The 25249-nt window shown below is 63.8% G+C and carries 22 protein-coding genes; 12 read left to right on the top strand and 10 right to left on the bottom strand.

Annotated elements, in window-relative coordinates; translation table 11 throughout:
• Positions 1 to 80: 80 nt before the first annotated feature.
• From E5221_RS02330 to bioB, 8 genes are all read right to left on the bottom strand, one after another.
• Positions 81 to 1364, bottom strand: a complete 1284-nt coding sequence (locus E5221_RS02330; RefSeq protein ID WP_039613233.1) for a GGDEF domain-containing protein — start codon at positions 1362 to 1364, stop codon at positions 81 to 83.
• Between the two features lie 270 nt (positions 1365 to 1634).
• The gene (locus E5221_RS02325) at positions 1635 to 3440 is read right to left on the bottom strand and encodes a phenylacyl-CoA dehydrogenase (protein WP_102083373.1); all 1806 of its coding nucleotides are present in this window, start codon (positions 3438 to 3440) and stop codon (positions 1635 to 1637) included.
• Positions 3441 to 3731: 291 nt separating this feature from the next.
• The gene (locus E5221_RS02320) at positions 3732 to 4028 is read right to left on the bottom strand and encodes a hypothetical protein (RefSeq protein WP_003258614.1); all 297 of its coding nucleotides are present in this window, start codon (positions 4026 to 4028) and stop codon (positions 3732 to 3734) included.
• A 230-nt stretch (positions 4029 to 4258) separates the two neighbouring features.
• Entirely contained in the window at positions 4259 to 4939 is a 681-nt protein-coding gene (gene bioD / locus E5221_RS02315; RefSeq protein WP_013970560.1) for a dethiobiotin synthase, read from the bottom strand.
• 10 nt (positions 4940 to 4949) lie between these two features.
• Complete coding sequence (gene bioC, locus E5221_RS02310) at positions 4950 to 5768, bottom strand: malonyl-ACP O-methyltransferase BioC (protein ID WP_023662347.1); 819 nt, start codon at positions 5766 to 5768, stop codon at positions 4950 to 4952.
• Complete coding sequence (locus tag E5221_RS02305) at positions 5761 to 6492, bottom strand: alpha/beta fold hydrolase (RefSeq protein ID WP_039613229.1); 732 nt, start codon at positions 6490 to 6492, stop codon at positions 5761 to 5763. Before E5221_RS02305 ends, bioC begins: the two co-directional genes overlap by 8 nt.
• The gene (gene bioF / locus E5221_RS02300; RefSeq protein ID WP_247846816.1) at positions 6485 to 7657 is read right to left on the bottom strand and encodes an 8-amino-7-oxononanoate synthase; all 1173 of its coding nucleotides are present in this window, start codon (positions 7655 to 7657) and stop codon (positions 6485 to 6487) included. Before bioF ends, E5221_RS02305 begins: the two co-directional genes overlap by 8 nt.
• 1 nt (position 7658) lies before the next feature.
• Positions 7659 to 8717, bottom strand: a complete 1059-nt coding sequence (gene bioB / locus E5221_RS02295) for a biotin synthase BioB (protein ID WP_013970556.1) — start codon at positions 8715 to 8717, stop codon at positions 7659 to 7661.
• An 89-nt stretch (positions 8718 to 8806) separates the two neighbouring features.
• Here bioB and E5221_RS02290 point away from each other — a divergent pair, with 89 nt between their 5' ends.
• From E5221_RS02290 to rarD, 4 genes are all read left to right on the top strand, one after another.
• Positions 8807 to 9538 (top strand): ComF family protein, encoded by a 732-nt coding sequence (locus E5221_RS02290; protein WP_247846815.1) that lies wholly within the window; start codon positions 8807 to 8809, stop codon positions 9536 to 9538.
• A gap of 157 nt (positions 9539 to 9695) precedes the next feature.
• Positions 9696 to 10460, top strand: coding sequence for a TOBE domain-containing protein (locus E5221_RS02285; protein WP_085721482.1), 765 nt, complete (start codon positions 9696 to 9698; stop codon positions 10458 to 10460).
• A gap of 101 nt (positions 10461 to 10561) precedes the next feature.
• Positions 10562 to 11536, top strand: a complete 975-nt coding sequence (locus E5221_RS02280) for a serine/threonine protein kinase (protein WP_247846814.1) — start codon at positions 10562 to 10564, stop codon at positions 11534 to 11536.
• A gap of 64 nt (positions 11537 to 11600) precedes the next feature.
• Positions 11601 to 12488, top strand: coding sequence for an EamA family transporter RarD (gene rarD, locus E5221_RS02275; RefSeq protein WP_015268692.1), 888 nt, complete (start codon positions 11601 to 11603; stop codon positions 12486 to 12488).
• Between the two features lie 333 nt (positions 12489 to 12821).
• Here rarD and E5221_RS02270 read toward each other — a convergent pair whose 3' ends face one another.
• Positions 12822 to 13340 (bottom strand): ACT domain-containing protein, encoded by a 519-nt coding sequence (locus E5221_RS02270; RefSeq protein WP_061550883.1) that lies wholly within the window; start codon positions 13338 to 13340, stop codon positions 12822 to 12824.
• Positions 13341 to 13791: 451 nt separating this feature from the next.
• Between E5221_RS02270 and E5221_RS02265 the strand changes: the two genes are divergently transcribed.
• Positions 13792 to 15969, top strand: coding sequence for a malate synthase G (locus tag E5221_RS02265; protein WP_247846813.1), 2178 nt, complete (start codon positions 13792 to 13794; stop codon positions 15967 to 15969).
• A 139-nt stretch (positions 15970 to 16108) separates the two neighbouring features.
• On the opposite strand, the gene E5221_RS02260 is transcribed toward E5221_RS02265, so the two are convergent.
• Positions 16109 to 16648 (bottom strand): response regulator, encoded by a 540-nt coding sequence (locus E5221_RS02260; RefSeq protein WP_039613222.1) that lies wholly within the window; start codon positions 16646 to 16648, stop codon positions 16109 to 16111.
• Between the two features lie 116 nt (positions 16649 to 16764).
• Here E5221_RS02260 and E5221_RS02255 point away from each other — a divergent pair, with 116 nt between their 5' ends.
• From E5221_RS02255 to E5221_RS02225, 7 genes are all read left to right on the top strand, one after another.
• Positions 16765 to 18702, top strand: a complete 1938-nt coding sequence (locus E5221_RS02255) for a DUF294 nucleotidyltransferase-like domain-containing protein (RefSeq protein WP_247846812.1) — start codon at positions 16765 to 16767, stop codon at positions 18700 to 18702.
• Positions 18699 to 19409, top strand: coding sequence for a 3'-5' exonuclease (locus E5221_RS02250; RefSeq protein WP_039613220.1), 711 nt, complete (start codon positions 18699 to 18701; stop codon positions 19407 to 19409). Before E5221_RS02255 ends, E5221_RS02250 begins: the two co-directional genes overlap by 4 nt.
• 242 nt (positions 19410 to 19651) lie before the next feature.
• Positions 19652 to 20170 carry an RNA polymerase sigma factor gene (locus tag E5221_RS02245; RefSeq protein WP_015268687.1) on the top strand — a complete coding sequence of 173 codons (519 nt, stop codon included), beginning with the start codon at positions 19652 to 19654 and terminating at the stop codon, positions 20168 to 20170.
• On the top strand, positions 20167 to 21123 hold the full coding sequence (locus E5221_RS02240) for a FecR family protein (RefSeq protein WP_247846811.1): 957 nt from the start codon (positions 20167 to 20169) through the stop codon (positions 21121 to 21123). The genes E5221_RS02245 and E5221_RS02240 overlap by 4 nt, the downstream gene beginning before the upstream one ends.
• Before the next feature lie 219 nt (positions 21124 to 21342).
• Positions 21343 to 23778 carry a TonB-dependent siderophore receptor gene (locus E5221_RS02235; protein ID WP_247846810.1) on the top strand — a complete coding sequence of 812 codons (2436 nt, stop codon included), beginning with the start codon at positions 21343 to 21345 and terminating at the stop codon, positions 23776 to 23778.
• 141 nt (positions 23779 to 23919) lie between these two features.
• Positions 23920 to 25032 (top strand): PepSY-associated TM helix domain-containing protein, encoded by a 1113-nt coding sequence (locus tag E5221_RS02230; RefSeq protein WP_247846809.1) that lies wholly within the window; start codon positions 23920 to 23922, stop codon positions 25030 to 25032.
• Positions 25029 to 25214: a hypothetical protein gene (locus E5221_RS02225; protein ID WP_169774659.1), complete on the top strand. Its 186-nt coding sequence runs from the start codon at positions 25029 to 25031 to the stop codon at positions 25212 to 25214. The genes E5221_RS02230 and E5221_RS02225 overlap by 4 nt, the downstream gene beginning before the upstream one ends.
• Positions 25215 to 25249 lie beyond the last annotated feature (35 nt).

Raw genomic sequence — 25249 nt, 5'->3', positions numbered from 1 at the left:
CGACACTGGGTTGAAGGCAGTGTAACCGAACAACTTTTACGAGACATAGGGTCATCAATAGACCGTATAGTCTAACTCGGTCACGCCGTGCGCACCGCCCCTCGCTGCGCTTGTTGCCCATGCACCATGACACAATTGCGCCCTGCGCCCTTGGCGCTGTACAGCGCCTGGTCGGCGGATTTCAGCACCGCTTCGGGGTTACGATGATCGGCCTGGCGCTCCGCCACACCGATGCTGATGGTGACCGAAACCGTACCCCCACTGCTGCCCGCCCGCCGCTGGCGCCCGGCGGTATCGTCCTGCGGGCGGTTGTGCTGGTCGCGCAGGTGCATCACGTAGTTGGCGATCATTTCGCGCACGGCTTCCACATGGGGCACGCATTCCTCGGCAGTCTTGCCGGCAAACACCAGGGCGAACTCCTCGCCGCCATAGCGGTAGGCACGGCCACCCCCGGTGACCTTGGACAGACGGCTGGCAACCAGGCGCAGCACCTGGTCGCCGACGTCGTGGCCGTGGGTGTCGTTGAATTTCTTGAAGTGGTCGACATCGGTCATGGCGATCACATAGTTGCGCCCCAGGCGCTGCATGCGCTCATTCAGCGCACGGCGCCCCGGCAGGCCGGTCAGTTCGTCGCGGAAAGCCATCTGGTAGGCCTCGTGCGCCACCGCTGCGGCGATCATCAGCATGACCTGGCTGCACATGATGTTCAGGGTAAACGGCAGGATGAAGGTTTGCGGCAGCATCCAGAAAATGCCCAGCAGGCCCATCACCTGCGCAGCGTGCAGCGGCCGTGGTGCACGCAGGTATTGCACCACCAGCAGGATGAACACGCCGAGGAACAGCGGATAGACCATCTGGATCAGGCTCATCCATTGGCCATGCAAGGTTGGCCAGCGGATTTCCGCCAACCAGGTCAGTAGTGCTTGGGGGTAGCTTTGCTCCAGGGCCACCGCCACGCTACCCACGGCGAACAGCACGGCGCCACGGGCGACCAGGTCCTGCAGCAGGTGGGTGCGCTCCTGCCAGGCACCATACAGCCCGAACAGGGCGGGTAGCAGCAGGCACACGAGATGGAAGATCACCGCCGCGTCCTCGCGAACGCGGCCATGGTCACGGTAGAAGTCGGTCTGGGTGTCGAGCAGGTAGTAGGCGATGTACACCGTGAGCATCAGGAACAGCTCGCGCTGGCGACGGTACACCGCACAGTAGGCGCCACCCAGCAGCAGGACCAAGGTGGGCAGGACGTTGAACAGCGATGTGAAAAAGACACTGAGGTCTCTCACATAGGCCGCGGCGAGTCCTGCCAGCAAAAGAATCAGCGAAGGCAGGAAGTGACTCGCGCGAACAGCGTTAAAACGAAACAAGGGTAATCTCCAACCCGGCAGATCAATAGTGGCATTGTGCCCTTACTTCATCGGCAGTGCACATGAACAGTTGAATATCGAATCAGACGCTTTTCCTTGTAGGAGCAGCCTTGTGCTGCGAAAAGGCCGCAATGACAAAAGATTTTCTGTGGCAGCTATGGCCTATTCGCAGCACAAGGCTGCTCCTACAAAGAGATAGGCATCAGGCTGCAGAATGAAAAAACCCGCCTGCCGGTGAAGGCAGGCGGGTTTCGTTTTACAACGGCAGGATCAGTACGACAGGCCGAAGCTCTCTTCGTCCATCGCCATCAGGTTGTTGGCACCCGACAGCATGGTCGCCACGTGGGTACGGGTACGCGGCAGGATGCGCTGGAAGTAGAAGCGCGCGGTCTGCAACTTGGCGGTGTAGAACGCTTCTTCGCTGGTGCCGGCAGCCAGTTTCTCGGCCGCCAGGCGGGCGATGTCGGCCCAGAAGTAGGCCAGGCAGGCGTAGCCGGAATACATCAGGTAATCGACCGAGGCCGCACCCACTTCTTCGCGGTCCTTCATGGCGGCCATACCCACTTTCATGGTCAGCTCGCCCCATTCCTTGTTCAGAGCCGCCAGCGGTTCGACGAACTCCTTGACCGCTTCGTTGCCTTCCTGCGCCTGGCAGAACTTGTGCACGATCTTGGTGAAGCCCTTCAGCGCTTCGCCCTGGGTCATCAGCACCTTGCGGCCGAGCAGGTCCAGGGCCTGGATGCCGGTGGTGCCTTCGTACAGCATGGAAATGCGGCTGTCGCGCACGTTCTGCTCCATGCCCCATTCGGCGATGAAGCCGTGGCCACCGTAGATCTGCACGCCATGGTTGGCGGCTTCGAAGCCGACCTCGGTCATGAACGCCTTGGCGATCGGGGTCAGGAACGCCAGCAGGGCATCGGCCTTCTTGCGCTCTTCTTCATCCTGGCTGTACTTGACGATGTCCACCTGCTTGGCAGTGAAGTACACCATCGCGCGGTTGCCTTCGGCGAAGGCCTTCATGGTCAGCAGCATGCGACGCACGTCCGGATGGACGATGATCGGGTCAGCAGCCTTGTCCGGTGCTTTCGGGCCGGTCAGGGAGCGCATCTGCAGGCGCTCACGGGCGTACTTCAGGCCACCCTGGAACGCTACCTCGGCGTGGGCCAGGCCTTGCAGCGCGGTACCCAGGCGAGCGGTGTTCATGAAGGTGAACATGCAGTTCAGGCCTTTGTTGGCCGGGCCGATCAGGTAGCCGGTAGCGCCGTCGAAGTTCATCACGCAGGTGGCGTTGCCGTGGATACCCATCTTGTGTTCGATCGAGCCGCAGCTCACGCCGTTGCGCTCGCCCACACCGCCTTCGGCGTTGGGCAGGAACTTCGGCACGATGAACAGCGAGATACCCTTGGTGCCGGCTGGTGCGTCCGGCAGGCGGGCCAGGACGATATGGACGATGTTGTCGGCCATGTCGTGCTCACCGGCCGAAATGAAAATCTTGGTACCCGACACCTTGTAGCTACCGTCGGCCTGTGGCTCGGCCTTGGTGCGCAGCATGCCCAGGTCGGTACCGCAGTGCGGCTCGGTCAGGCACATGGTGCCAGTCCACTCGCCGGATACCAGCTTGGTCAGGTAGGTGTGCTGCTGCTCGGGGGTGCCGTGCGCAGATATGGTGTTCATCGCGCCATGGGACAGGCCCGGGTACATGCCCCACGACCAGTTCGCACCGCCGACCATTTCGCTCAGCGCCAGGCCCAGCGACTCCGGCAGACCCTGGCCGCCGTGCTCGACGTCATGCGCCAGGCTCGGCCAGCCGCCTTCTACGAACTGTTCGTAGGCCGCTTTGAAGCCGGTCGGGGTTTTAACGCCCGACTCGCTCCAGGTGCAGCCTTCCTGGTCACCCACGCGGTTCAGCGGCGACAGCACCTGCTCACAGAACTTCGCGCCTTCTTCGAGGATCGCGTCGACCATGTCGGGCGTGGCGTCCTGGCAACCCGGCAGGCTCTGATAGTGCGCCTCATAGCCGAGCAGCTCGTCGCGAACGAAGCGGATATCACGCAAGGGGGCTTTGTAATCAGGCATTGCGATGAACCTCTAGGTGAGTTCTGTGGGGGTGACCAGCACGTGGCGGCCGTCGATCAAACAGTTGTTTGAAACTTACGTTTAGCTCCGCCTTATGTCAAGGATGGACTATGGCGCCATTTACGCCACGGAAAATGGCATTCATGCCAAGCCTTGAAAAATAAAGACGCCCCTGTGGGAGCGGGCGTGCCCGCGAAAGGGTCAGGCCAGGCAGTAGAGATGCCTGATCTGACGCATTCGCGGGCACGCCCGCTCCCACAGGGGCTGCGTGTAAATCGGGTGAGCGCCCTGTCAGGCGTAGGTGTCGATGATCCGGCCGAGCATTTCGTCGGATGCCTTGGCGACCTTTGCGCCAAGCTCGACTTCGAGTTTGCCCACGGCCAGCTGCACGGTGCTGGTGGCCAGGTCCATCTGCTGGCTGCGGTCGACCGCGCGCAGGCGTTCGGCCTGAAAATCGCTAGACTGGCTGGTGGCGCTACGTTCGGCGGTGGTGCTGGCGATCTGGCTGGCAGCCTGATCGACGCGGTTCTGGCCGGTCTGGATTGCGCTCAGGCCCGCGTAATAGGCGGAGCTACCGGTGATTTCCATGTCAGGACTCCATTGACGCTGGATGACGAACAGGCTCAATTAAAGCAGGCCAGGGGTGAAAAGGCCCGTTTAAATCCCTAATGGCCTGATGCCATTTGATAGGCCTTGGGTATTCCTGTACCGGCCTCTTCGCGGGCTTGCCCGCTCCCACAGGGTCCGCACAATATCTGGACCCTGCGCTGTACCTGTGGGAGCGGGCAAGCCCGCGAAAGGGCCAGGCCTGGAAACGGTTAATCCAGCAGATCCAGCTGAAGGTGTTCAGCCACCATGTCGGCACTGGCCTGCTTCAATTTGGGCACCCGCCCCAGGCATGGCGCCGGCAAACGCTCGGCCAGGCTGGCCAGGTTCTCTTCCAGGCGCGAAGTACGCGGCTCGATGATGTTCGCCACCCATCCCGCCAATTGCAGCCCGTCACGCTCGATCGCCTCAGCGCTTAACAAGGCATGGCTGATACAGCCGAGCCGCACACCGACCACCAGAATCACCGGCAACCGCAGGGCCACCGCAAGGTCGGACAGGTTTTCCAGCCCCGACAACGGCACGCGCCAGCCTCCGGCTCCCTCGATCAGGGTGAAATCGGCATTTTGTTGCAGCACATTCCGCATCGCCGCCAGCAGGTCCGACACGGCCAGCGTCACCCCTGCTTCACGTGCTGCCACATGCGGCGCAATCGCAGGTTCGAAGGCAAACGGGTTGACCTGCTCGTAGGGCAGCTTGATCGTGCTTTCATCAATCAGCGCCTGAGCGTCGCTGTTGCGCAAGCCTTTGGGCGTCATCGTGCAACCGGAGGCCACCGGCTTGGCCCCCAGCGTGCTCAAGCCTTGCGACCGTGCCGCATGCAACAGCCCGGCAGCGATGGTGGTCTTGCCAACATCGGTATCGGTACCGGCAATGAAATACGCCTGGCTCATCTCGCTCCCCTTAAGCCTGTGGCTTGCGCAACACACCATAGACCACCTGGTAGGTGGCTGGCAGCCCCTCGGGCTGGCGAAACGCCTCGTAAGCCTGCAGCAGGCCCTGCATGCGGGCCCGGCCGGTAAGCCCGGAAGGCCGGCCAGGGTTCAGGTTGTGGGCGCCGAGTGCCTTGAGCTCATGGGTCAGGCTGCGTACATCCGGGTAGTGCAACACGTGCGGGCAGCGCTGCAGCCCAAGCTGCTCGAAGCCGCTGGCTGCGCACAGACGCTGATAGTCCTCGAAACGGCGGAAGCGGTTCACATGCACCAGGCCATCCACCACCTGCCAACTGGCGCGCAGTTCATCGAGGGTACCCACACACAAACTGCTGAAGGCCAGCACGCCGCCCGGGCGAAGCACTCGCAGCGCTTCTGCCAGCACGCTGGCGAACTGGCCGCACCACTGCACGGCCAGGCTGGTGAACACCAGGTCGACACTGGCATCACGCAGCGGCAAACGCTCGGCGTCACCGGCCACATGATAGAGCGCCCCGCCCTGTTCGTTGCGAGCATGGCACAACATGCCTTCGGCGATATCCACCGCAACGCCGCTGGCCTGGGTGAACCGCTCGGCCAACGCCCTGCTGAAATGACCGGTGCCGCTGCCCAGGTCCAGCCAGCGTGACGGCTGCAGGCCTTCCGGCAACTGCTCCAGCAAGCTCGAACCCACCGCACGCTGCAAGGCTGCCACGCTGTCGTAGCTGGCTGCGGCGCGGGAGAACGAGGCCGCTACCTGGCGCTTGTCGGGCAGCGCGCCGGGCAGGGTCGGACGGGAAAGGTCAGTCATCGCCACTCTCATGCAGGAAACTCTTGATGCCCGCCGCCAGTTCCTGCGGGTATTCCAGCAGGAACGCGTGGGAGCTTTCTTCGACCAGGCCCACTTCCACATCGGGCAGCAGCTCGCTCAGCGCCTTTGCCGCCTCTGCCGGCACCAGCGCATCGCTGCCGGCGAACAGGTGCAGTTGCGGGCCACCGTAGGCCTGCAGTGCTTCGCGGGTATCCAGCTTGGCCAGCACTTCAAGGCCGGTGGCCAGGTACAGCGGGTCGGTATCCGGTACGCCGACACCCAGTTGGCGCAGCAGGGTGCGCGGTTGCAGGGCACCGTCACTGCACAAGGTACGGAAGCGCTTCAGGGTGACCTGGGTATGGCTGCGGCAGCCGTCGAGGAAGGTGCCAAAAGTGTCTTCGGCCATGCCGTGGGGCCAGTCGGGGCGAGCCACGAAACTGGGGTTGCTGGCCAGGGTCAGCAGGCCGCAGCAATGGTCGCCGCGCTTGTGCGCCAGCGCGCTGGCCAGCATGCCGCCTAACGACCAGCCACCCAGCCAGACATCACTCGGCAGCTTGCGGTCGAGGTGGTCGACCCAGGCCTGCACATCGCTGTGGGCCAGTTCCGGCAAGGGCACCAGCTCTACCTGCAGGCGGGCGTCCTGGGCACGCAGGCTGGCGGCCAGCGGCTCCAGGGAAGCAGTGCCCAAGCCCCAGCCAGGCAACAGAACAAGTCGATTACGCATCGGCGCTCTCCAACTGTGGATAACACTCGGCCAATGCATTCAACAATAGCTGCACCTGCGCCTCGCTGTGCGCGGCGCTCAATGTCACCCGCAGACGTGCGCTGCCCGCCGGCACGGTGGGCGGGCGGATGGCCGTCACCAGCAAGCCGCGCTCGCGCAGCATGCGTGACAGGCGCAGGGCCTTTGCGCTGTCGCCGATGACGATGGGCTGGATCGGCGTCGGGCTGTCCATCAACTCCAGGCCGATCTGCTGCGCACCTTCACGGAACTGGCGGATCAGCGCGGCCAGGTGCTCGCGGCGCCAGGTTTCGCGGCGCAGCAATTCCAGGCTCTTGAGGGTGGCGCAGGCCAGCGCCGGTGGCTGGCTGGTCGTATAGATGTACGGGCGGGCGAACTGCACCAGCGCCTCGATCAGCTCTTCGCTGCCGGCCACAAAGGCACCGGCGGAACCACAAGCCTTGCCCAGCGTACCGATCAACACCGGCACATCCTCAACACCCAGACCGAAGTGCTCGACGATACCGCCGCCCTGGGTGCCGAGGGTGCCCAAGCCATGGGCATCGTCAACCATCAGCCAGGCACCGCGAGCGCGGGCGACATCGGCCAGCGCCGGCAAGTCGGCCAGGTCGCCGTCCATGCTGAACACGCCATCGGTCACTACCAGGGTATTGCCGACGGCCTTGTCCAGGCGGCTGGCCAGGCTGGCTGGGTCGTTGTGCAGGTAGCGGTTGAAACGGGCACCACTGAGCAACCCGCCATCCAGCAGCGAAGCGTGGTTCAGGCGGTCCTGCAGCACCGTGTCGCCCTGCCCCACCAGCGCGGTGATGGCGCCCAGGTTGGCCATGTAGCCGGTGGAGAACAGCAGCGCGCGCGGGCGCCCGGTGAGTTCGGCCAAGGCCTCTTCCACCTGGTGGTGCGGCGTACTGTGGCCGATCACCAGGTGCGAGGCACCGCCACCGACACCCCAGCGCTCGGCGCCGGCCTGCCAAGCGGCAATCACCTCGGGATGGTTGGCCAGGCCCAGGTAGTCATTGCTGCAGAAGGCCAACAAACGCTGGCCATCGACCACCACTTCCGGCCCCTGCGGGCTTTCCAGCAGTGGCCGCTGCCGATACAGGTCTGCGGCGCGCCGTTCGGCCAGGCGCGCCGCCAGGTCAAAGGCCATTTCAGGCTGTCGCGGCGTTGTAGAACATCTCACTGCTGCGCTGCTCGACCAGCGCCTGCTCGATGGCCGCCTGGTGCACTTCGTCGGCGTGCTCTTCACGCGCTTCGGGCTTGATGCCCAGGCGTGCGAACAGCTGCATGTCCTTGTCGGCCTGCGGGTTGGCGGTGGTCAGCAGTTTTTCGCCGTAGAAGATCGAGTTGGCGCCAGCCATGAAGGCCAGGGCCTGCATCTGCTCGTTCATCTGCTCGCGGCCGGCGGACAGGCGCACGTGCGACTTGGGCATGAGGATACGGGCCACGGCCAGCATGCGGATGAAGTCGAACGGGTCGACGTCTTCTTCCTCGGCCAGCGGCGTACCGGCCACCTTGACCAGCATGTTGATCGGTACCGACTCCGGGTGCTCGGGCAGGTTGGCCAGCTGGATCAGCAGGCCGGCGCGGTCGTCCAGCGACTCGCCCATGCCGAGGATGCCGCCGGAGCAGATCTTCATCCCGGCATCGCGCACGTAGGCCAGGGTCTGCAGGCGCTCGCTGTAGGTGCGGGTGGTGATGATGCTGCCGTAGAACTCAGGCGAGGTGTCGAGGTTGTGGTTGTAGTAGTCCAGGCCGGCCTGGGCCAGGGCCTTGGTCTGCTCCTGGTCGAGCTTGCCGAGGGTCATGCAGGTTTCCAGGCCCATGGCCTTCACGCCTTTGACCATCTCCAGCACGTAGGGCATGTCTTTGGCCGACGGGTGCTTCCACGCCGCGCCCATGCAGAAGCGTGTAGAACCGATGGCTTTGGCGCGGGCAGCTTCTTCCAGCACCTTCTGCACTTCCATCAGCTTCTGTTTTTCCAGCCCGGTGTTGTAGTGGCCGGACTGTGGACAATATTTGCAATCTTCCGGGCAGGCGCCGGTCTTGATCGACAACAGGGTCGAAACCTGCACGCGGTTCGGGTCGAAATGCGCGCGGTGCACGGTCTGCGCCTGGAACAGCAGGTCATTGAACGGTTGCTGGAATAGCGCCTTGACCTCGGCCAGGGACCAGTCGTGACGTGTTGTTGCAGTTGTGCTGGCGCTCATTGGCGTTTCCTTGTTTAGGCTGAAGCAGGCGCCGGGACAGGAAAGCCCGCCAGCGCATCACGGATAGCTCGCATAGTCATGGAAGGCCTATGAACTGTCAACCACACTGGAAAAGACTGGTTTACAAGTGCTCACTTATTAATCAACCGTGTTTGCTGTGCGATGAATCTGCCGAGCAGGCCTACCCGCTGTGCGTCGCCTGCGAGCAGGAACTGCCCTGGCTGGGCGATCATTGCCTGCGCTGCGCCCTGCCATTGCCGATGGCCGGCCTGACTTGCGCTCAGTGCCAGCGCCGCGCACCGGCCTTCGAGCAGGTGCTTGCACTGTGGCATTTCGGCTTTCCGGTGGACACGCTGATCAGCCGTTTCAAGCACAACCGCCAGTGGCCCTTGGGGCGCCTGATGGCCGAATTGCTCGCGCATGGGCTGCTGCACGGCTTTACCGAAGGGCTGCCGCGCCCCGACCTGTTGTTGCCTGTACCCTTGGCCAAACGTCGACTACGGGAGCGGGGGTTCAACCAGGCGGGGATGCTCGGGCGCTGGCTGTCGTCGCACGTGGGGGTACGTTGCGACGAGCGGTTGCTGCTGCGCACACGGGAGACACCTGCGCAGCAACAACTGGACGCCAAAGCCAGGCGACGCAACTTGCGCCAGGCGTTTACCGTCACGGGCAAGCTGACGGGCAAGCATGTCGCCATTGTCGATGACGTGTTGACCACCGGTGCGACCGCGCAGGCGGTTGCCGAAGTGCTGCGCAAGGCCGGTGCGCGGCGGGTGGATGTGTATTGCCTGGCGCGTACGGCCAAGCCGGGGTATGTATGACTTGTGGGAGCGGCCTTGTGTCGCGAAAGGGCTGCGTAGCAGCCCCAGGATCTCTGCCACAGCAAAAATCGCTGGGGCTGCTACACAGCCCTTTCGCGACACAAGGCCGCTCCCACACAAGCTACACTTCGCTGCCACTTACAATGACCGAATGCCCATGTCCCTGCCCCCTCACCTCACCCAGCACATCGCCCGCCGCCCCCAGCGCATCGCGTTGCTGCAGCACATTGCCGAAGAAGGTTCGATCACCCGCGCCGCCAAGGCTGCGGGCATCAGCTACAAGGCCGCCTGGGACGCCATCGACGAACTCAACAACCTGGCCAGCCAGCCCCTTGTCGAGCGCAGTACCGGCGGGCGTGGTGGCGGTGGTGCCCGTCTGTCGCCGGAAGGCCAGCGGGTGCTGCGCCTGTACCAGAGGCTGCAGGCCCTTCAGGCGCAAATCCTCGAAGCGGCCGAAGAGTCCAGCGACCTCGACCTGCTCGGCCGGCTGATGCTGCGTACCAGCGCGCGCAACCAGTTGCAGGGCCAGGTCAGCGGCCTGCGCCGCGAGGGACGACATGATCGCGTCAGCCTGGCGTTGGGCGGAGGGTTGGAGATCGAGGCGTTGATCACCCACGACAGCACCGCACGGCTGGAACTGACGCTGGGGACGACGGTAGTGGCGCTGCTCAAGGCGGGGTGGGTGAGGTTGCTGGCCGACGAGGAACAGGCCGAAGCGGATAGCAATTGCCTACGGGCGACGGTGGAGGAGGTGCTGGCGGAGGCTGATGGGCCTGGTGAGGTCCGGTTGGCGTTGGGGAATGGGCAGACGTTGTGTGCGTTTGCCGAGACGGATTGGTTGGCTGGGCAGCGGGTGGCAGCAGGCAGTTCGGTGCGGGTTCAATTTCATCCCTCTTATGTATTGCTTGGGATTCCTGCATAGCCTGGCCGCGCTTTGCGCGGTTCGCGGGTTTACCCGCGAAGAGGCCGGTACAGGCATAACGCGTTACCATGGTCCCCACGCCGCCTATCCCCGGAGCCCCCATGTCCCACCCCTTCGATACCCTCACCCCCGACCTGGTCCTGGACGCCATGGAAAGCCTGGGCTTTCTCAGCGATGCCCGGGTGCTGGCGCTGAACAGCTACGAAAACCGCGTCTACCAGGTGGGCATCGAGGGCGCGCAACCGCTGATCGCCAAGTTCTACCGCCCAGGCCGCTGGAGCGACGCGGCCATCCTCGAAGAGCACAGCTTCACTGCCGAACTGGCCGAATGCGAAGTGCCGGTGGTCGCCCCGCTGCAGCACGACGGCCGCACCCTGTTCGAACACCAGGGCTTCCGCTTCACCCTGTTCCCGCGCCGCGGCGGCCACGCGCCAGAGCCGGGCAACCTCGACCAGCTCTACCGTCTTGGCCAGTTGCTCGGCCGCCTGCATGCCGTGGGCGCCAGCAAACCGTTCGAGCACCGCGAAGCGCTGGCTGTGGACAACTTCGGCCACGCCTCGCTGAATACCCTGCTGGAAGGCGATTTCGTCCCTCGCGAACTGCTGCCGGCGTTCGAATCGGTGGCCCGCGACCTGCTCAAGCGAGTGGAGGACATCTATGCCCGCACCCCGCACAAGCTCATCCGCCTGCATGGCGACCTGCACCCCGGCAACCTGATGCACCGCGACGAGGTGTACCACGTGGTCGACCTCGACGACTGCCGCATGGGCCCGGCGGTGCAGGACTTGTGGATGATGCTGGCCGGCAGCCGCGAGGAGCGCCTGGGCCAACTGGCCGAACTGATCGACGGCTACAACGAGTTCCACGATTTCGACCCGCGCGAGCTGGCCCTGATCGAACCCTTGCGCGCCCTGCGCCAGCTGCACTACAGCGCCTGGCTGGCGCGGCGCTGGGACGATCCGGCATTCCCGCCGAGCTTCCCCTGGTTCGGCCAGCCACGCTACTGGGGAGACCAGATTCTCGCCCTGCGCGAGCAAATGGCCGCACTGGATGAAGCGCCGCTGAAATTGTTCTAGAAGCACGCCCGCCTCTGTCTACAATAGGCGTCGCTTTATTTAGCTACCTAAGCAAGGATTCTGCATGCACGCCGCAAACCCGCGTCGCGGGTACCTACTGGGCCTCAGCGCCTACATCATCTGGGGTCTTTTCCCCCTGTACTTCAAGGCAATCCAGAGCGTTCCGGCGGTGGAGATCATTGTCCACCGGGTGCTGTGGTCGGCACTGTTCGGCTCGCTGCTGCTACTGGTGTGGAAACACCCCGGCTGGTGGCGTGAACTGCGTGACAACCCGCGCCGGCTGGGCATCCTGGCCCTGAGCGGGGCGCTGATCGCCGGCAACTGGCTGACCTACGTATGGTCGGTGAACAACGGGCGCATGCTCGAGGCCAGCCTGGGTTACTACATCAACCCGCTGATCAATGTGCTGCTGGGCATGCTGATTCTTGGCGAGCGCCTGCGTCGGTTGCAATGGCTGGCCGTGGCCATGGCCGCCGTGGGTGTGGCTCAGCAGGTGTGGCAGGTGGGCAGCCTGCCATGGGTGTCGCTGGTACTGGCGCTGAGCTTCGGCTTCTATGGGCTGATTCGCAAACAGGCACCGGTAGCGGCGCTGCCGGGCCTGGTGGTGGAAACCTGGATGCTGGTACCGCTGGCCCTTGGTTGGCTGTTACTGCATCCGGCGGCGACAAGTGCCCAGGGCGCGTTCTACACCAGCAGCGAAGCGTTATGGCTGATGGCTGCGGGGCCGGTGACACTGGTGCCGCTGGTGTGCTTCAACGCTGCCGCGCGGCACTTGCCGTACACCACGCTGGGCTTCCTGCAGTACCTGGCGCCGACCCTGGTGCTGCTGCAGGCGGTGCTGCTGTTCGATGAGCACTTGTCGCCGAGCACTTTGGTGGCGTTCATGTTCATCTGGGCAGGTTTGGCGATCTACAGCGTCGATGCGTGGGTCAGTTTGCGCAAGCGTAGTTGATCAGAAAATGATCACAACTCTGCAAGCCTTGTGATTCGTGGCCTGCAGAGACATCTCCAAAGGTTATCCACACCCTCGTCCCCGTGCTTTGTGCACAAGCTGCTGATTTTTGGGTGTTTTTTGATCAAGGCCGTGCAAGGCGCGCGCGGCCTGGGCTGGAGAGGGGAACCCCCAGGTTATCCACAGGGCCTTCCCCGTGATATCGGGATAACCGCAGGGGGCTGCTTTGCAGCCCATTCGCAGCACAAGGCTCCTCCTACAGGGGAATGCATATCCTTGTAGGAGCAGCCTTGTGCTGCGAACGGGCCGCGAAGCGGCCCCGGCAATCTCGGATCAATCCTCCGGCCGCAGCTTCAACTCCACCATCAAGTCGTCCGCCAGGCTCTCCAGCTTCTGCTGCAATTCCTCCAGCGACAGGGTCAACGGCAATGCCAGCAAGGCATCGGCATGGAACAGCGGCTCGCTGCTCATGGGCGCCGGCCGCACCTCAGTGGTAAACCGCTCAAGGTTCACCCCAAGGTCCGCCAGCAAACGGGTGATATCACGCACGATCCCTGGCCGGTCATTACCTACCAGCTCCATGGCAATCGGCTTCCAGGTGCACGACGGCTCGATGCCGCTCTCGGCGATCAGCACGCGAATGTCATATCGGACCAACCCTTGCAGCGAAGCCACCAGCTCGTCGTAGTTTTCCGCCGGCACCGCCACCCGCAGGATGCCGGCAAACTGCCCGGCCATGCGCGACATGCGGCTCTCCAGCCAATTGCCACTGTGGTCGGCGATGCACTGGGCAATGCGCTCGACCTGGCCGGCCTTGTCAGGGGCAATCACAGTCAGTACAAGATGATCCACAAGCCCTTCCTCGTGTCGGACCGCGCCGTGCGGCAGAAAATCGGGGGATCGACTCAGTATAGGCAAGGCGCGGCAACCTGCCGCAGGGCAATCCGCACAACGAATCGTGTACTGTTTCAAGATTTATCTGGAACAATCCACCTGTTTTTTGCGAACATACTTACTCCCAGCGTGACCATACGCGACCAACGGGTCGCATAACGGCGCTTTTAGTCTGATTTTGCCCCGCCTACTGCTTCATGTAGTATCCCGTGGCGCGGACTACAAAACGTCGTTTGGATGTCTGCCAAGGCGCCTGTGAAAATACGCACACTGTCTGCCAGCCGGTCTGGCAGGCCGCACCCAGCCGCGCTCGGGGCTTTACTCGGGGGCATGCACTGGTGCCGTGTTTAGAGAAGCGCTACAGGCTTAATACAGAAGAGCGAAATAGCTGAGCAGAGTGAGGCAAGCAATGACTGGATACGTTCAAGTCGGTGGCCTTCAGGTCGCCAAGGTCCTGTACGACTTCGTGAACAACGAAGCCATCCCAGGGACCGGCATCGTCGCCGAGCAGTTCTGGGCCGGTGCAGAGAAGATCATCAATGACCTCGCTCCAAAGAACAAAGCCCTGCTCGCCAAGCGCGACGAGCTGCAAGCCAAGATCGACGCCTGGCACCAGGCACGCAAAGGCCAGGCCCACGACGCCGTAGCCTACAAAGCATTCCTCCAGGAAATCGGCTACCTGCTGCCACAAGCCGACGATTTCCAGGCAACCACCCAGAACGTGGACGAAGAAATCGCCCACATGGCCGGCCCGCAGCTGGTCGTACCGGTGATGAACGCCCGCTTCGCCCTGAACGCCGCCAACGCCCGTTGGGGTTCGCTGTACGACGCACTGTATGGCACCGATGCCATCAGCGATGAAGGCGGCGCCGAGAAAGGCCAGGGCTACAACAAGGTACGTGGCGACAAGGTCATCGCCTTCGCCCGCGCCTTCCTCGACGAAGCCGCGCCACTGGCGGCCGGCTCGCACGTCGACTCCACCGGCTACCGCATCGAAGGCGGCAAGCTGGTAGTTGCCCTGAAAGGCGGCAGCAACAGCGGCCTGCGTGACGATGCCCAGCTGATCGGCTTCCATGGCGATGCCGCTGCGCCGACTGCCGTGCTGCTCAAGCACAACGGCCTGCACTTCGAAATCCAGGTCGACGCCAGCACCTCGGTCGGCAGCACCGACGCCGCCGGCGTGAAAGACATCCTGATGGAATCGGCGCTGACCACCATCATGGACTGCGAAGACTCGGTTGCCGCCGTCGACGCCGACGACAAGGTAATCGTCTACCGCAACTGGCTGGGCCTGATGAAAGGCGACCTGGCAGAAAGCGTTAGCAAGGGTGGCAAAACCTTCACCCGCACCATGAACCCGGACCGCGAGTACGCCGCGCCCAACGGCGGTAGCGTGACCCTGCATGGCCGTTCGCTGCTGTTCGTGCGCAACGTTGGTCACTTGATGACCAACCCGGCGATCCTCGACGCCCAAGGCAACGAAATCCCCGAAGGCATTCAGGACGGCCTGTTCACCAACCTGATCGCCCTGCACAACCTCAATGGCAACACCAGCCGCAAGAACACCCGCACCGGCAGCGTGTACATCGTCAAGCCGAAGATGCACGGCCCGGAGGAAGTAGCCTTCGCCGCCGAGATCTTCAGCCAGGTCGAAGACCTGCTGGGCATGAAGCGCAACACCGTCAAGGTCGGCATCATGGACGAGGAGCGCCGTACCACGGTCAACCTCAAATCGTGCATCAAGGCCGCAGCCGAGCGCGTGGTGTTCATCAACACCGGCTTCCTCGACCGCACCGGCGATGAAATCCACACCTCGATGGAAGCCGGCGCCGTGGTGCGCAAGGGCGCCATGAAGAACGAGAAGTGGATCGGTGCCTACGAGAACAACAACGTCGACGTCGGCCTGGCCACCGGCCTGCAAGGCCGTGCGCAGATCGGCAAAGGCATGTGGGCCATGCCCGACCTGATGGCAGCCATGCTCGAGCAGAAGATCGCCCACCCGCTGGCCGGTGCCAACACCGCCTGGGTGCCGTCGCCGACCGCCGCCACCCTGCATGCCCTGCACTACCACAAGGTGGACGTACAGGCACGTCAGCGTGAACTGGCTTCGCGTACCCCGGCGTCGGTGGACGACATCCTGGCCATCCCGCTGGCCGCCGACACCAACTGGTCGGCCGAAGAGATCCGCAACGAACTGGACAACAACGCCCAGGGCATCCTCGGCTACGTGGTGCGCTGGATCGACCAGGGCGTAGGTTGCTCGAAGGTGCCGGACATCAACAACGTCGGCCTGATGGAAGACCGCGCCACCCTGCGCATCTCGGCCCAGCTGCTGGCCAACTGGCTGCGCCATGGCGTGGTCAGCCAGGAGCAGGTGCTGGAAAGCCTCAAGCGCATGGCCGTGGTGGTGGACCAGCAGAACGCCAGCGACCCTCTGTACCGCCCGATGGCACCGAACTTCGACGACAACGTCGCGTTCCAGGCGGCGGTAGAACTGGTGGTGGAAGGTGGCAAGCAGCCGAACGGCTATACCGAGCCGGTACTGCACCGCCGTCGCCGCGAGTTCAAGGCGCGTAACGGGCTGTAAGCGACATCTGCGACAGCGGGCCGCTTTGCGGCCCAATCGCCGGCAAGCCAGCTCCCACAGGGACTGCACAGGCCTCAAACGCTGTGCGGTCCCTGTGGGAGCTGGCTTGCCGGCGATGAGGCCGGAACAGGCTCCTCAGCTAAGCGATCTGCAGTTCTTTCTTCACCAGCTCCAGCAGCCTGTCCAGGTCGACCGGCTTCAGAAGAAAATCCACAACCCCCAGGTGCATCACGTCCACCGCCTCTTTAACGTCGGTATCGCCCGACACCACGATGATCGACAACGCCGCCCGCTCTGATTCGCGAACCTTGCGGATCAGGTCCAGGCCATCCTCGGGTTGCATGCGCAAATCCGTAATCATCAAGCCAATCCGTTGCTGGTAGTGCAGGTACAGCCTGGCCTCCTCAGCCCCATCCGCCCCGACACAGTCAATCCCCCTGCTTTTCAGGTACAGGATCAGCGCCTCACGATTCACCGCATTGTCATCCACCACCAGCACCAGCGGCTTGGCAGCCACGGGCGCACTTACGACGGCCAATGCCTCGCGCTCGGCGTCGCTCAGGATGTCGTGTTGCTCAGGCATGCTCATCTCGTCAAAAAATTTCCGCTTCAGCATTAGGACCGCAGAACTTGCGTAACCCGGCTGGCCTTTCGTCGGGTCTTTGACAGGGGCACTCATAGACTTACGTCCAATGGGCACCATCCCGCCGCAAGCCGACCATGGAGGCAGAGAACAACATGGCCGGCACCTATATATATAGATATATAGTTCGGCATAGCGATACGGTCAGTTTCATGAGCAAAAAGGACGCCTACAGCCAGGCGGGCAGGACGGCAGTGCTGCAGAACATCCAGGGCACCTTGCAGTTCCTGCAGCGTTTTCCGCCGTTCAACCAGATGGAACACAGCCACCTGGCCTACCTGGTCGAACAGTGCCAGCTGCGCTTCTATGCCAGCGGCGAAAGCATCGTCAAACCTGCCGACGGGCCGGTCGAGCACTTCTACATCGTCAAGCAGGGCCGCGTGGTCGGTGAACGCCAGCATCTGGTCAAACCTGGTGTGGAGACTACCTTCGAGATCACCAGTGGCGAATGCTTCCCGCTGGCTGCCCTGCTCGGCGAACGGGCGACACGCACCGAGCATCTGGCAGGTGAGGACACCTTCTGCCTGCAGCTGAACAAGGCCGCGTTCATCCGCGTGTTCTCGATGTCGGAAGTGTTTCGGGATTTTGCCCTGCGCGGGGTCAGCAGCCTGCTCGACCAGGTCAACCAGCAGGTACGCCAGCGCGCGGTGGAAACCCTCGGCACCCAGTATTCGCTGAACACGCCACTGGGTGAACTGGCCATGCGCCACCCGGTGGTGTGCAGCCCCGACACGCCCCTGCGCGACGCCGTGCGGCTGATGCACGAGCAGCAGGTCGGCAGCATCGTGGTGGTCGACCCGCAGCGCTACCCCACCGGTATCTTCACCCTGCGCGACTTGCGCCAGGTGGTGGCTGCGGCCGATGCCGACCTGGGTGCACCCATCGCACGCCACATGACCGCCCAGCCGTTCTACCTCAGCCCCCAGGCCAGCGCCTTCGACGCAGCCATGGCGATGACCGAGCGGCACATCGCCCACGTATGCCTGGTGGAAAACCAGCGCCTGTGCGGTGTGGTTTCGGAGCGCGACCTGTTCTCCCTGCAACGGGTCGACCTGGTGCACCTGGCACGCACCATCCGCCATGCGCCACGCCTGGATACCCTGGTCTCGCTGCGTGGCGAAATCAGCCAGCTGGTCGAGCGCATGCTGGCCCATGGCGCGTCCTCCACGCAGATCACCCAGATCATCACCCTGCTCAACGACCACACCGTGTGCCGGGTGATCGAACTGGCGCTGGCCGAGCGCGGTGACCCGGGCGTGCCGTTCAGCTGGCTGTGCTTTGGCAGCGAGGGGCGACGAGAACAAACCCTGCACACCGACCAGGACAACGGCATCCTCTTCGAAGCCGCCGACGGCGCCGAAGCCGACGCCATCCGCGCACGCCTGCTGCCGCTGGCGCAATACATCAACCAGTGCCTGGCCCAGTGCGGCTTCACCCTGTGCAAGGGCAACGTCATGGCCGGCAACCCCGAGCTGTGCCTGTCGCGCAGTGAATGGGCGCGGCGTTTTGCCGGTTTTGTCCGCGAAGCCAGCCCGGAGAACCTGCTGGGCTCGAGCATCTATTTCGACCTGCGCGTGGTGTGGGGCGACGAGCAAGGTTGCGAGCAGCTGCGCCAGGGCCTGCTGGACCAGGTGGCCGACAACCGCATCTTCCAGCGCATGATGGCTGACAACGCCCTGCGCCAGCGCCCGCCGGTGGGCCGCCTGCGCGAGTTCGTGCTGACCCGCCAGGGCAACGACAAGGCCGCCACCCTCGACCTCAAGGTCCAGGGCCTGACGCCCTTCGTCGATGGTGCGCGGCTGCTGGCCCTGGCCAACGGCATCGGTGCCTGCAATACCTTGGAGCGCCTGCGCCAGCTCGTGGCCAAGGGTGTGATCGAGGCACTGGATGGCGCAGCGTATGAAGAGGCCTACCACTTCATCCAGCAAACGCGCATGCAGCAGCACCAGCGCCAGACCCGCGACAACCTGCCCTATTCCAACCGCCTGGACCCGGACAGCCTCAACCACCTGGACCGGCGCATCCTGCGCGAGTCCCTGCGCCAGGCCCAGCGCCTGCAAAGCAGCCTGGCCTTGCGGTACCAGCTATGAGCCTGTTCGCCTGGCTGCGCCCCAGTGCGCCGGAACTGGACCACGCCACGCGCCAGCGCCTGGCCCGGCTGCCCAAGCCAGCGCCATTGGGGGTGTGTACCCTGCGCGAGCAACGCTGGGTGGTGCTGGACCTGGAGACCAGCGGTCTGAACACCAACCGTGACCAGGTGCTATCAGTTGGTGCCGTCGCCATCGAAGACGGCGCCATCGACTTTGCCCAGCAGTTCGAACGCACCTTGCACCGGCCTTTGCAGAAGACCAACGCCAGCGTGCTGATCCACGGCCTGGGCCCGAGTGCCCTGGCTGCCGGTTGCGACCCGGCCGAGGCCTTGCTCGATCTGCTCGACTTCATCGGCAACAGCCCGGTGTTGGCATTTCATGCGCCGTTCGACCAGCGCATGCTCGCCCGCGCGCTGAAGGAAAGTCTGGGCTATCGCTTGCAGTCACCTTTCCTGGATGTTGCCGAGCTGGCGCCGATGCTCAACCCCGACACAGTGCTGCGCGAGGCCGGGCTGGATGACTGGGTGGCGCGGTTTGGCCTCCAGGTCGAGGAGCGCCATCACGCCAGCGCCGATGCGCTGGTTACCGCCGAACTGGCGCTGATCCTTTTCAGCCAGGCCCGACGCCAGCAGTTGGACAGCCCGCTGCAACTGGAGCAGCGCTTGCGCGGGTGGCGCAGGCGCAAGGTGCACAACCACGGCCTGTAGCTTTTCACCGCCCTTGCTGGCCTCTTCGCGGGTAAACCCGCTCCCACAGGGACTGTACTGCCTTTGATGCCCTGAGATCCTGTGGGAGCGGGTTTACCCGCGAAGAGGCCAGCACAGGCATAACATCTGCACGACTTGGATGATGGCCATCCGATAAGCGTCCATTGCACCCACCCCCTCCCCTCTGCAACAATCGCGAATAATTATCGTTAGTTAATGCATTCGTTCCGGGGGGACGCTGCTTGTCTTCTGCACAGAGCCCACACGCCGATCTGGTCGGTGCGCTGTACCGCGACCATCGCGGCTGGCTGCTCGCCTGGCTGCAACGCAGCATGGCCTGCCGCCAACGTGCCGAAGACCTGAGCCAGGACACCTTCGTGCGCCTGCTCGGCCGTGCGCAACTGGATACGCCCCGCGAACCCCGCGCGTTCCTGGCCGCCGTGGCCAAGGGCCTGATGTTCGACCACTTCCGCCGCGCCGCGCTGGAACAGGCCTACCTGGCCGAACTGGCCCTGATGCCGGAAGCCGAACAACCTTCCCCGGAAGTGCAACACCTGATCCTCGAGGACCTCAAGGCCATCGACCGCCTGCTCGGCAAGCTCTCGAGCAAGGCCCGCGCAGCATTCCTGCACAATCGCCTGGACGGTATGAGCCATGCCGAAATCGCCGAGCGCATGGGGGTTTCGGTTTCGCGGGTGCGCCAGTACATCGCCCAAGGCATGCGCCAGTGCTACGTGGCCCTGTACGGGGAGCCGACGTGAGCAGTTCACCGGTTTCGTCCCGGGTGCTGGAAGCCGCCATTGCCTGGAAACTCAGCCTCGACAACGGCAGCGGCACACCTGACGAGCGCAGCGAATTCATGCGCTGGCATGCCGCCAGCGAGGAGCATGCCCGCGCCTGGCGCCAACTTGGCGCCATGGACCAGCGTGTGAGCGCCGCTGCCGGCCCGGCACGCCAGGCCCTGCTGCAATCGCGCGCCGGGCTGCGCCGACGTATCGGCAAGGTCGGCGGCGGGCTGGCCGGCATGTTGCTGCTGGGCTCGCTGCTGGCCTGGGTCGGCGCACCATCGCTGGCACCGAGCTACTGGCTGGCCGACCAGCGTACCGCCACCGGCGAACTGCGTACCCTGCGCCTGGAAGACGGCACCTTGTTGAGCCTGAACAGCCACACGGCCGTGGATATCGACTACGCCGGCAAGCAACGGGTGATCGTGCTGCACCAAGGCGAGATTTCGGTCGAAACCGGCCATCAGGACCCGCGCCCGCTGCTGGTGCGCACCGACGATGGCCGCCTGCGCCCATTGGGCACGCGCTTCCTGGTACGCCGCGAGGACGACGGCACGCGCCTGGAAGTGCTGCAAGCCTCGGTCGCCGCCATGCCGCTGAACAGCGGCGACGAACAGGTGCTGCGCGAAGGCCAGCAGGTTCTGATGAACGCCAACGGCCTTGGCCGGATCGGCACTGTGCCAGCCGGTGCCGATGCCTGGACCCGCGGCATGCTGGTGGTGGACAACGTGCGCCTGGCTGACCTGCTGGCCACGCTTGGCCAGTACCGCAGCGGTTACCTCGGGGTAGACGACCAGGTCGCCGACCTGCGGGTGACCGGCAGCTTCCCGCTGACCGATACCGACCTGGCGCTGTCGTCGCTGGTGCCGGCACTGCCGGTGAAGGTCGAGCGGCATACGCCGTGGTGGGTGACCGTCGTTCCCAAGTAGGCCTGCACCGGCCTCTTCGCGGGTAAACCCGCTCCCACAGGATTGCACCAGCCTCAAAGCCCCCGCGATCCCTGTGGGAGCGGGCAAGCCCGCGAAAGGGGCGGTACAGGCGAAATCCAACTTCAAATAATTCTCAATTTTTTTCAGATTCGCCCTGTCACTTTTCAAATCTCGCTCGGCAAGGAAGCAGAAAGCACTTATCCGTCGAGGAGCCTCTGCATGTCCCGTGCTGTTGATCGTATCCTGCGCCCCAGCCTGATGGCCCTGGCCATCGCCGTGACCGCACCATTGGCCAGCCCTGCCCTGTTCGCCGCCGAGCAATCCGCTCAGCGCGCCTACGACCTGCCCAGCGCCCCGCTGGCCACCACTCTCAACCAGATCGCCAGCCAGTCCGGCATCGCCCTGGCCATCGACCCGGCACTGGTCAGCGGCCGCACCTCGGCCCCGGTGAGCGGGCAGTACGATGGCCTTGGTGCCCTGCAGGCCGCCCTGCGCGGCACCGGCCTGCAGCTGCAGCAAAGCAGCGTGGGCAGCTACAGCCTGGTGGCTACGCCGGAAGGGACACTGGCGTTGCCGGAGACTGCGATCAATGCGACTTCCAGCTATGAAAGTGCCTGGGGACCGGTAGAGGGTTACACCGCTACCCGGACAGCAGCAGGCACCAAGACCGACACCGCCATCGCCGAACTTCCCCGCTCGGTAAGCGTGATCACCCGCCAGCAGATGGAAGACCGGCCGGTGCTCAGCCTGAACGACGCCCTTCGCTACACCGCTGGCGTGCAGAGCAGCGGCTATGGTTCCGACTCGCGCAGCGACTGGTTGCTGGTACGGGGTTTTGTGCCTACCCAGTTCCTCGATGGCCTGCCGTTGCCCAAGGGCAACTACGCCACCCCCAAGATCGAGCCCTGGAACCTGGAGCGCATCGCCGTGCTGCGTGGCCCGGCCTCTTCGGTCTACGGCCAGACTCCACCAGGCGGCCTGCTGGACATGACCAGCCGTCGGCCGCAATTGGAAAGCAGCCACGAAGTCGAAGCCCAGGTTGGCAGCAACAACCACAAGCAGATCAACTTCGACAGCACTGGCAAGCTCGACGATGCAGGCCAGTTCCTGTACCGAGTGAGCGGCACCGTGCGTGACAGCGGTTCGCCGGTAGACCACATCCCGGACAAACGCTACAACATCGCGCCCAGCCTGACCTGGAACATCAACGACGACACCAAGCTGACTTTCATCAGCCAGTACACCCGCGATGACACCGGCATCACCGGCCAGTTCCTGCCACTGCAGGGCACCAAACTGGATAGCCCCGCAGGCAAGATTTCGCACCACAAGAACCTGGGCGACCCGGATTGGGAATCCTACGACCGCACCTACTACCACCTCGGCTATGCATTCGAAACACGCCTGAACGACACCTGGCAGTTCCGTCAGAACCTGCGCTACGCGCGTAACGAACTGGACTTCAAGGGCATTACCGCCGGTGGTTCGATCTGGCCAGCCGGCCCGGACGAAGCTGTCAGCGCCGATGGCACCGTGCAACGCACCGCCGGTATCGTCGAGGAGGACATCTCCCAGTTCGCCTTGGACAACAACTTCCAGGCCGACTTCCAGACCGGGCAGGTTGCCCATACCCTGCTGCTGGGGCTCGACCACCAGCGCTCGGACAGCAATGCCCGCTGGCGCTGGGGTTCGGCGGGTGTGCCACCGAGCAATATCCACAACCCCATCTACGGTCAGGATTTCTCAAACGTTCAGTACTTCGACATGTACGACTACGACCAGAAAACCCAGCAGACCGGCCTGTATATCCAGGACCAGATGGCGTTGGACAACTGGCGCCTGACCCTTGGTGGCCGTGAGGACTGGGTGCACACCGGCACCACCTTCCACAATCAAGGCGACGCAACCAACACCCAACGCGACAAGAAGTTCAGTGGTAACGCAGCTCTCAGCTATGTATTCGATAACGGCCTGACGCCTTACATCTCCTATGCCGAGTCGTTCCAGGCTGCCACCGGTTCCACCGTCAACAGCACCGATGCCTTCGAACCGACCGAAGGCAAGCAATACGAACTGGGCATCAAGTACCAGCCTCCAGGCAGCAATAGCCTGTTCACCGCTGCTGTGTTCGACCTGACACAGGAGAACATGTCGGTGACCGAGGGTGGTGTCACCCGCCAGGTAGGCGAAGTGCGCGTAAAAGGCCTGGAGTTGGAGGCTACCTCGGATGTGACCGAGAACCTCAAACTGGTGGGCTCGTACACCTACAACGACAGCGAAATCATCAAAGGCACCAGTGACGAGAAAGGCAAGCGCATGGCGCAGGTGCCGCGCAACCAGGCTACTGCCTGGGCTGACTACACCTGGCACAGCGGACCACTGGATGGGTTCGGGGTCGGCGTTGGCGTGCGCTACGTGGGCGACACCTACGGTAATACCACTAACACCGATTGGGGGCATGTTGGGTCCTACACCGTGTACGACGCTTCGGTGCACTACGACCTGGGCCGCCTGAACAGCACCCTCAAGGGGGTGACCGTAGCCGTGGATGCGAAGAACCTGTTCAACAAGGACTACTTGTCTACCTGTGACGGGTACTACTGCTACTACGGCGACGAGCGCAACGTGGTGGCCAGTGTCAATTACAAGTTCTGAGTGAATGGGGGCCGCTTTGCGGCCCTTTCGCGACACAAGGCCGCTCCTACAGGAAAACACGCCCCCTTGTAGGAGCGGCCTTGTGTCGCGAAAGGGCTGCGCAGCAGCCCCAGCTTCCAATAGGCAAAAATCGGTACCGTGATGAAAAGCCCAACCATCCGCCGCTGGTCGGTGATCCACACCTGGAGCAGCCTGGTCTGCACCCTGTTCCTGCTGTTGCTGGCAGTCACCGGCCTGCCGCTGATCTTCCACCACGAGCTCGAACACCTGCTCGGCGACGCCCCCGAACTGCGGGAAATGGCGGCCGATACGCCACACCTCGACCTGCAGCAGTTGGTGATCAAGGCCGAGCAGCACCGCCCCGGCGAGGTCATGCAGTACTTCGGCTACGAAGAGGACGAAGCCAACGGCGTAGTGGCCATCACCGCCGCCACCGCCGGCACCGAACCCAATTCGTCGCACACCTTCATGCTCGACGCCCGCACCGGTGAAGCCGTGGCCATGCCGGCCGCCAACGGCGGCTTCATGATGACCATGCTGCGCCTGCATGTGGACATGTTCGCCGGCCTGCCCGGCAAGCTGCTGCTGGCCTTCATGGGCGTGCTGTTCGTCGTGGCGATCATCTCCGGCACTGTGCTCTATGCACCGTTCATGCGCCGCCTGGACTTCGGCACGGTGCGCCACGACAAATCCCGTCGCCTGCGCTGGCTCGACCTGCACAACCTGATCGGCGTGGTCACCTTGGCCTGGGCACTGACAGTAGGCGTGACCGGTGTCATCAGCGCGCTGTCGGACCTGGTCATCGCCGCCTGGCGCAACGACAGCCTGGCCGCCATGGTTGCCCCGTACCGTGATGCCCCACCGCTCACCGAACGCGCCCCGGCCACCCACCTGCTGACCATCGCCGAACAGGCCGCCCCCGGCATGCGCCCGGACTTCATCGCTTTCCCCGGCACACGCTTTTCCAGTGAGCACCACTATGCGGTGTTCATGAAGGGCGCCACGCACCTGACCTCGCACCTGCTCACGCCCGTGCTGATCGATGCGCGAACACTGGCAGTGACCGCCGTCGGCGAACGCCCCTGGTACATGGATGCCATGGGCCTGTCGCAACCACTGCACTTCGGCGACTACGGCGGCCGGCCAATGCAAATCCTGTGGGCGCTACTCGATGTGCTGACCATCATCGTCCTCTGCAGCGGCTTGTATCTGTGGTGGGGCAAACAGCGCACGAAGCGGGAGGCGCGGGAATGAGCCACAAATCACAGCCGACCTGGCGCATCTTCATCTGGCCGATGGTCGTGGCCTTGCTCACTGCCGTGGGGCTGTTTGCCGCCTTGCTGGGGGACGGGGTCTGGGACAGCCTGGCCTGGCTCGGCCTGGGGGTATCGGCGGCTCTAGGCCTGCAAGGTTTCTCCCCTCGTCCACGGCAGTAACCGGGTAATACCCGCACCCTCTTTTGCTGCGACAT

The organism is Pseudomonas sp. A2 (genome assembly GCF_023100865.1).
GTDB lineage: Bacteria > Pseudomonadota > Gammaproteobacteria > Pseudomonadales > Pseudomonadaceae > Aquipseudomonas > Aquipseudomonas asiatica.
Note: the sequence above shows the minus strand (reverse complement) of the source record. Positions and strands in the feature narration are given on the sequence as shown.

What these genes read in the sequence shown, in the direction of transcription:
- E5221_RS02325 (WP_102083373.1), bottom strand. Translation starts at nt 3,440, where the DNA reads ATGCCTGATTACAAAGCCCCCTTGCGTGATATCCGCTTCGTTCGCGAC.
- E5221_RS02320 (WP_003258614.1), bottom strand. Translation starts at nt 4,028, where the DNA reads ATGGAAATCACCGGTAGCTCCGCCTATTACGCGGGCCTGAGCGCAATC.
- bioD (WP_013970560.1), bottom strand. Translation starts at nt 4,939, where the DNA reads ATGAGCCAGGCGTATTTCATTGCCGGTACCGATACCGATGTTGGCAAG.
- bioC (WP_023662347.1), bottom strand. Translation starts at nt 5,768, where the DNA reads ATGACTGACCTTTCCCGTCCGACCCTGCCCGGCGCGCTGCCCGACAAG.
- E5221_RS02305 (WP_039613229.1), bottom strand. Translation starts at nt 6,492, where the DNA reads ATGCGTAATCGACTTGTTCTGTTGCCTGGCTGGGGCTTGGGCACTGCT.
- bioF (WP_247846816.1), bottom strand. Translation starts at nt 7,657, where the DNA reads ATGGCCTTTGACCTGGCGGCGCGCCTGGCCGAACGGCGCGCCGCAGAC.
- bioB (WP_013970556.1), bottom strand. Translation starts at nt 8,717, where the DNA reads ATGAGCGCCAGCACAACTGCAACAACACGTCACGACTGGTCCCTGGCC.
- E5221_RS02290 (WP_247846815.1), top strand. Translation starts at nt 8,807, where the DNA reads ATGAACTGTCAACCACACTGGAAAAGACTGGTTTACAAGTGCTCACTT.
- E5221_RS02285 (WP_085721482.1), top strand. Translation starts at nt 9,696, where the DNA reads ATGTCCCTGCCCCCTCACCTCACCCAGCACATCGCCCGCCGCCCCCAG.
- E5221_RS02280 (WP_247846814.1), top strand. Translation starts at nt 10,562, where the DNA reads ATGTCCCACCCCTTCGATACCCTCACCCCCGACCTGGTCCTGGACGCC.
- rarD (WP_015268692.1), top strand. Translation starts at nt 11,601, where the DNA reads ATGCACGCCGCAAACCCGCGTCGCGGGTACCTACTGGGCCTCAGCGCC.
- E5221_RS02265 (WP_247846813.1), top strand. Translation starts at nt 13,792, where the DNA reads ATGACTGGATACGTTCAAGTCGGTGGCCTTCAGGTCGCCAAGGTCCTG.
- E5221_RS02260 (WP_039613222.1), bottom strand. Translation starts at nt 16,648, where the DNA reads ATGAGTGCCCCTGTCAAAGACCCGACGAAAGGCCAGCCGGGTTACGCA.
- E5221_RS02255 (WP_247846812.1), top strand. Translation starts at nt 16,765, where the DNA reads ATGAGCAAAAAGGACGCCTACAGCCAGGCGGGCAGGACGGCAGTGCTG.
- E5221_RS02250 (WP_039613220.1), top strand. Translation starts at nt 18,699, where the DNA reads ATGAGCCTGTTCGCCTGGCTGCGCCCCAGTGCGCCGGAACTGGACCAC.
- E5221_RS02235 (WP_247846810.1), top strand. Translation starts at nt 21,343, where the DNA reads ATGTCCCGTGCTGTTGATCGTATCCTGCGCCCCAGCCTGATGGCCCTG.
- E5221_RS02230 (WP_247846809.1), top strand. Translation starts at nt 23,920, where the DNA reads ATGAAAAGCCCAACCATCCGCCGCTGGTCGGTGATCCACACCTGGAGC.
- E5221_RS02225 (WP_169774659.1), top strand. Translation starts at nt 25,029, where the DNA reads ATGAGCCACAAATCACAGCCGACCTGGCGCATCTTCATCTGGCCGATG.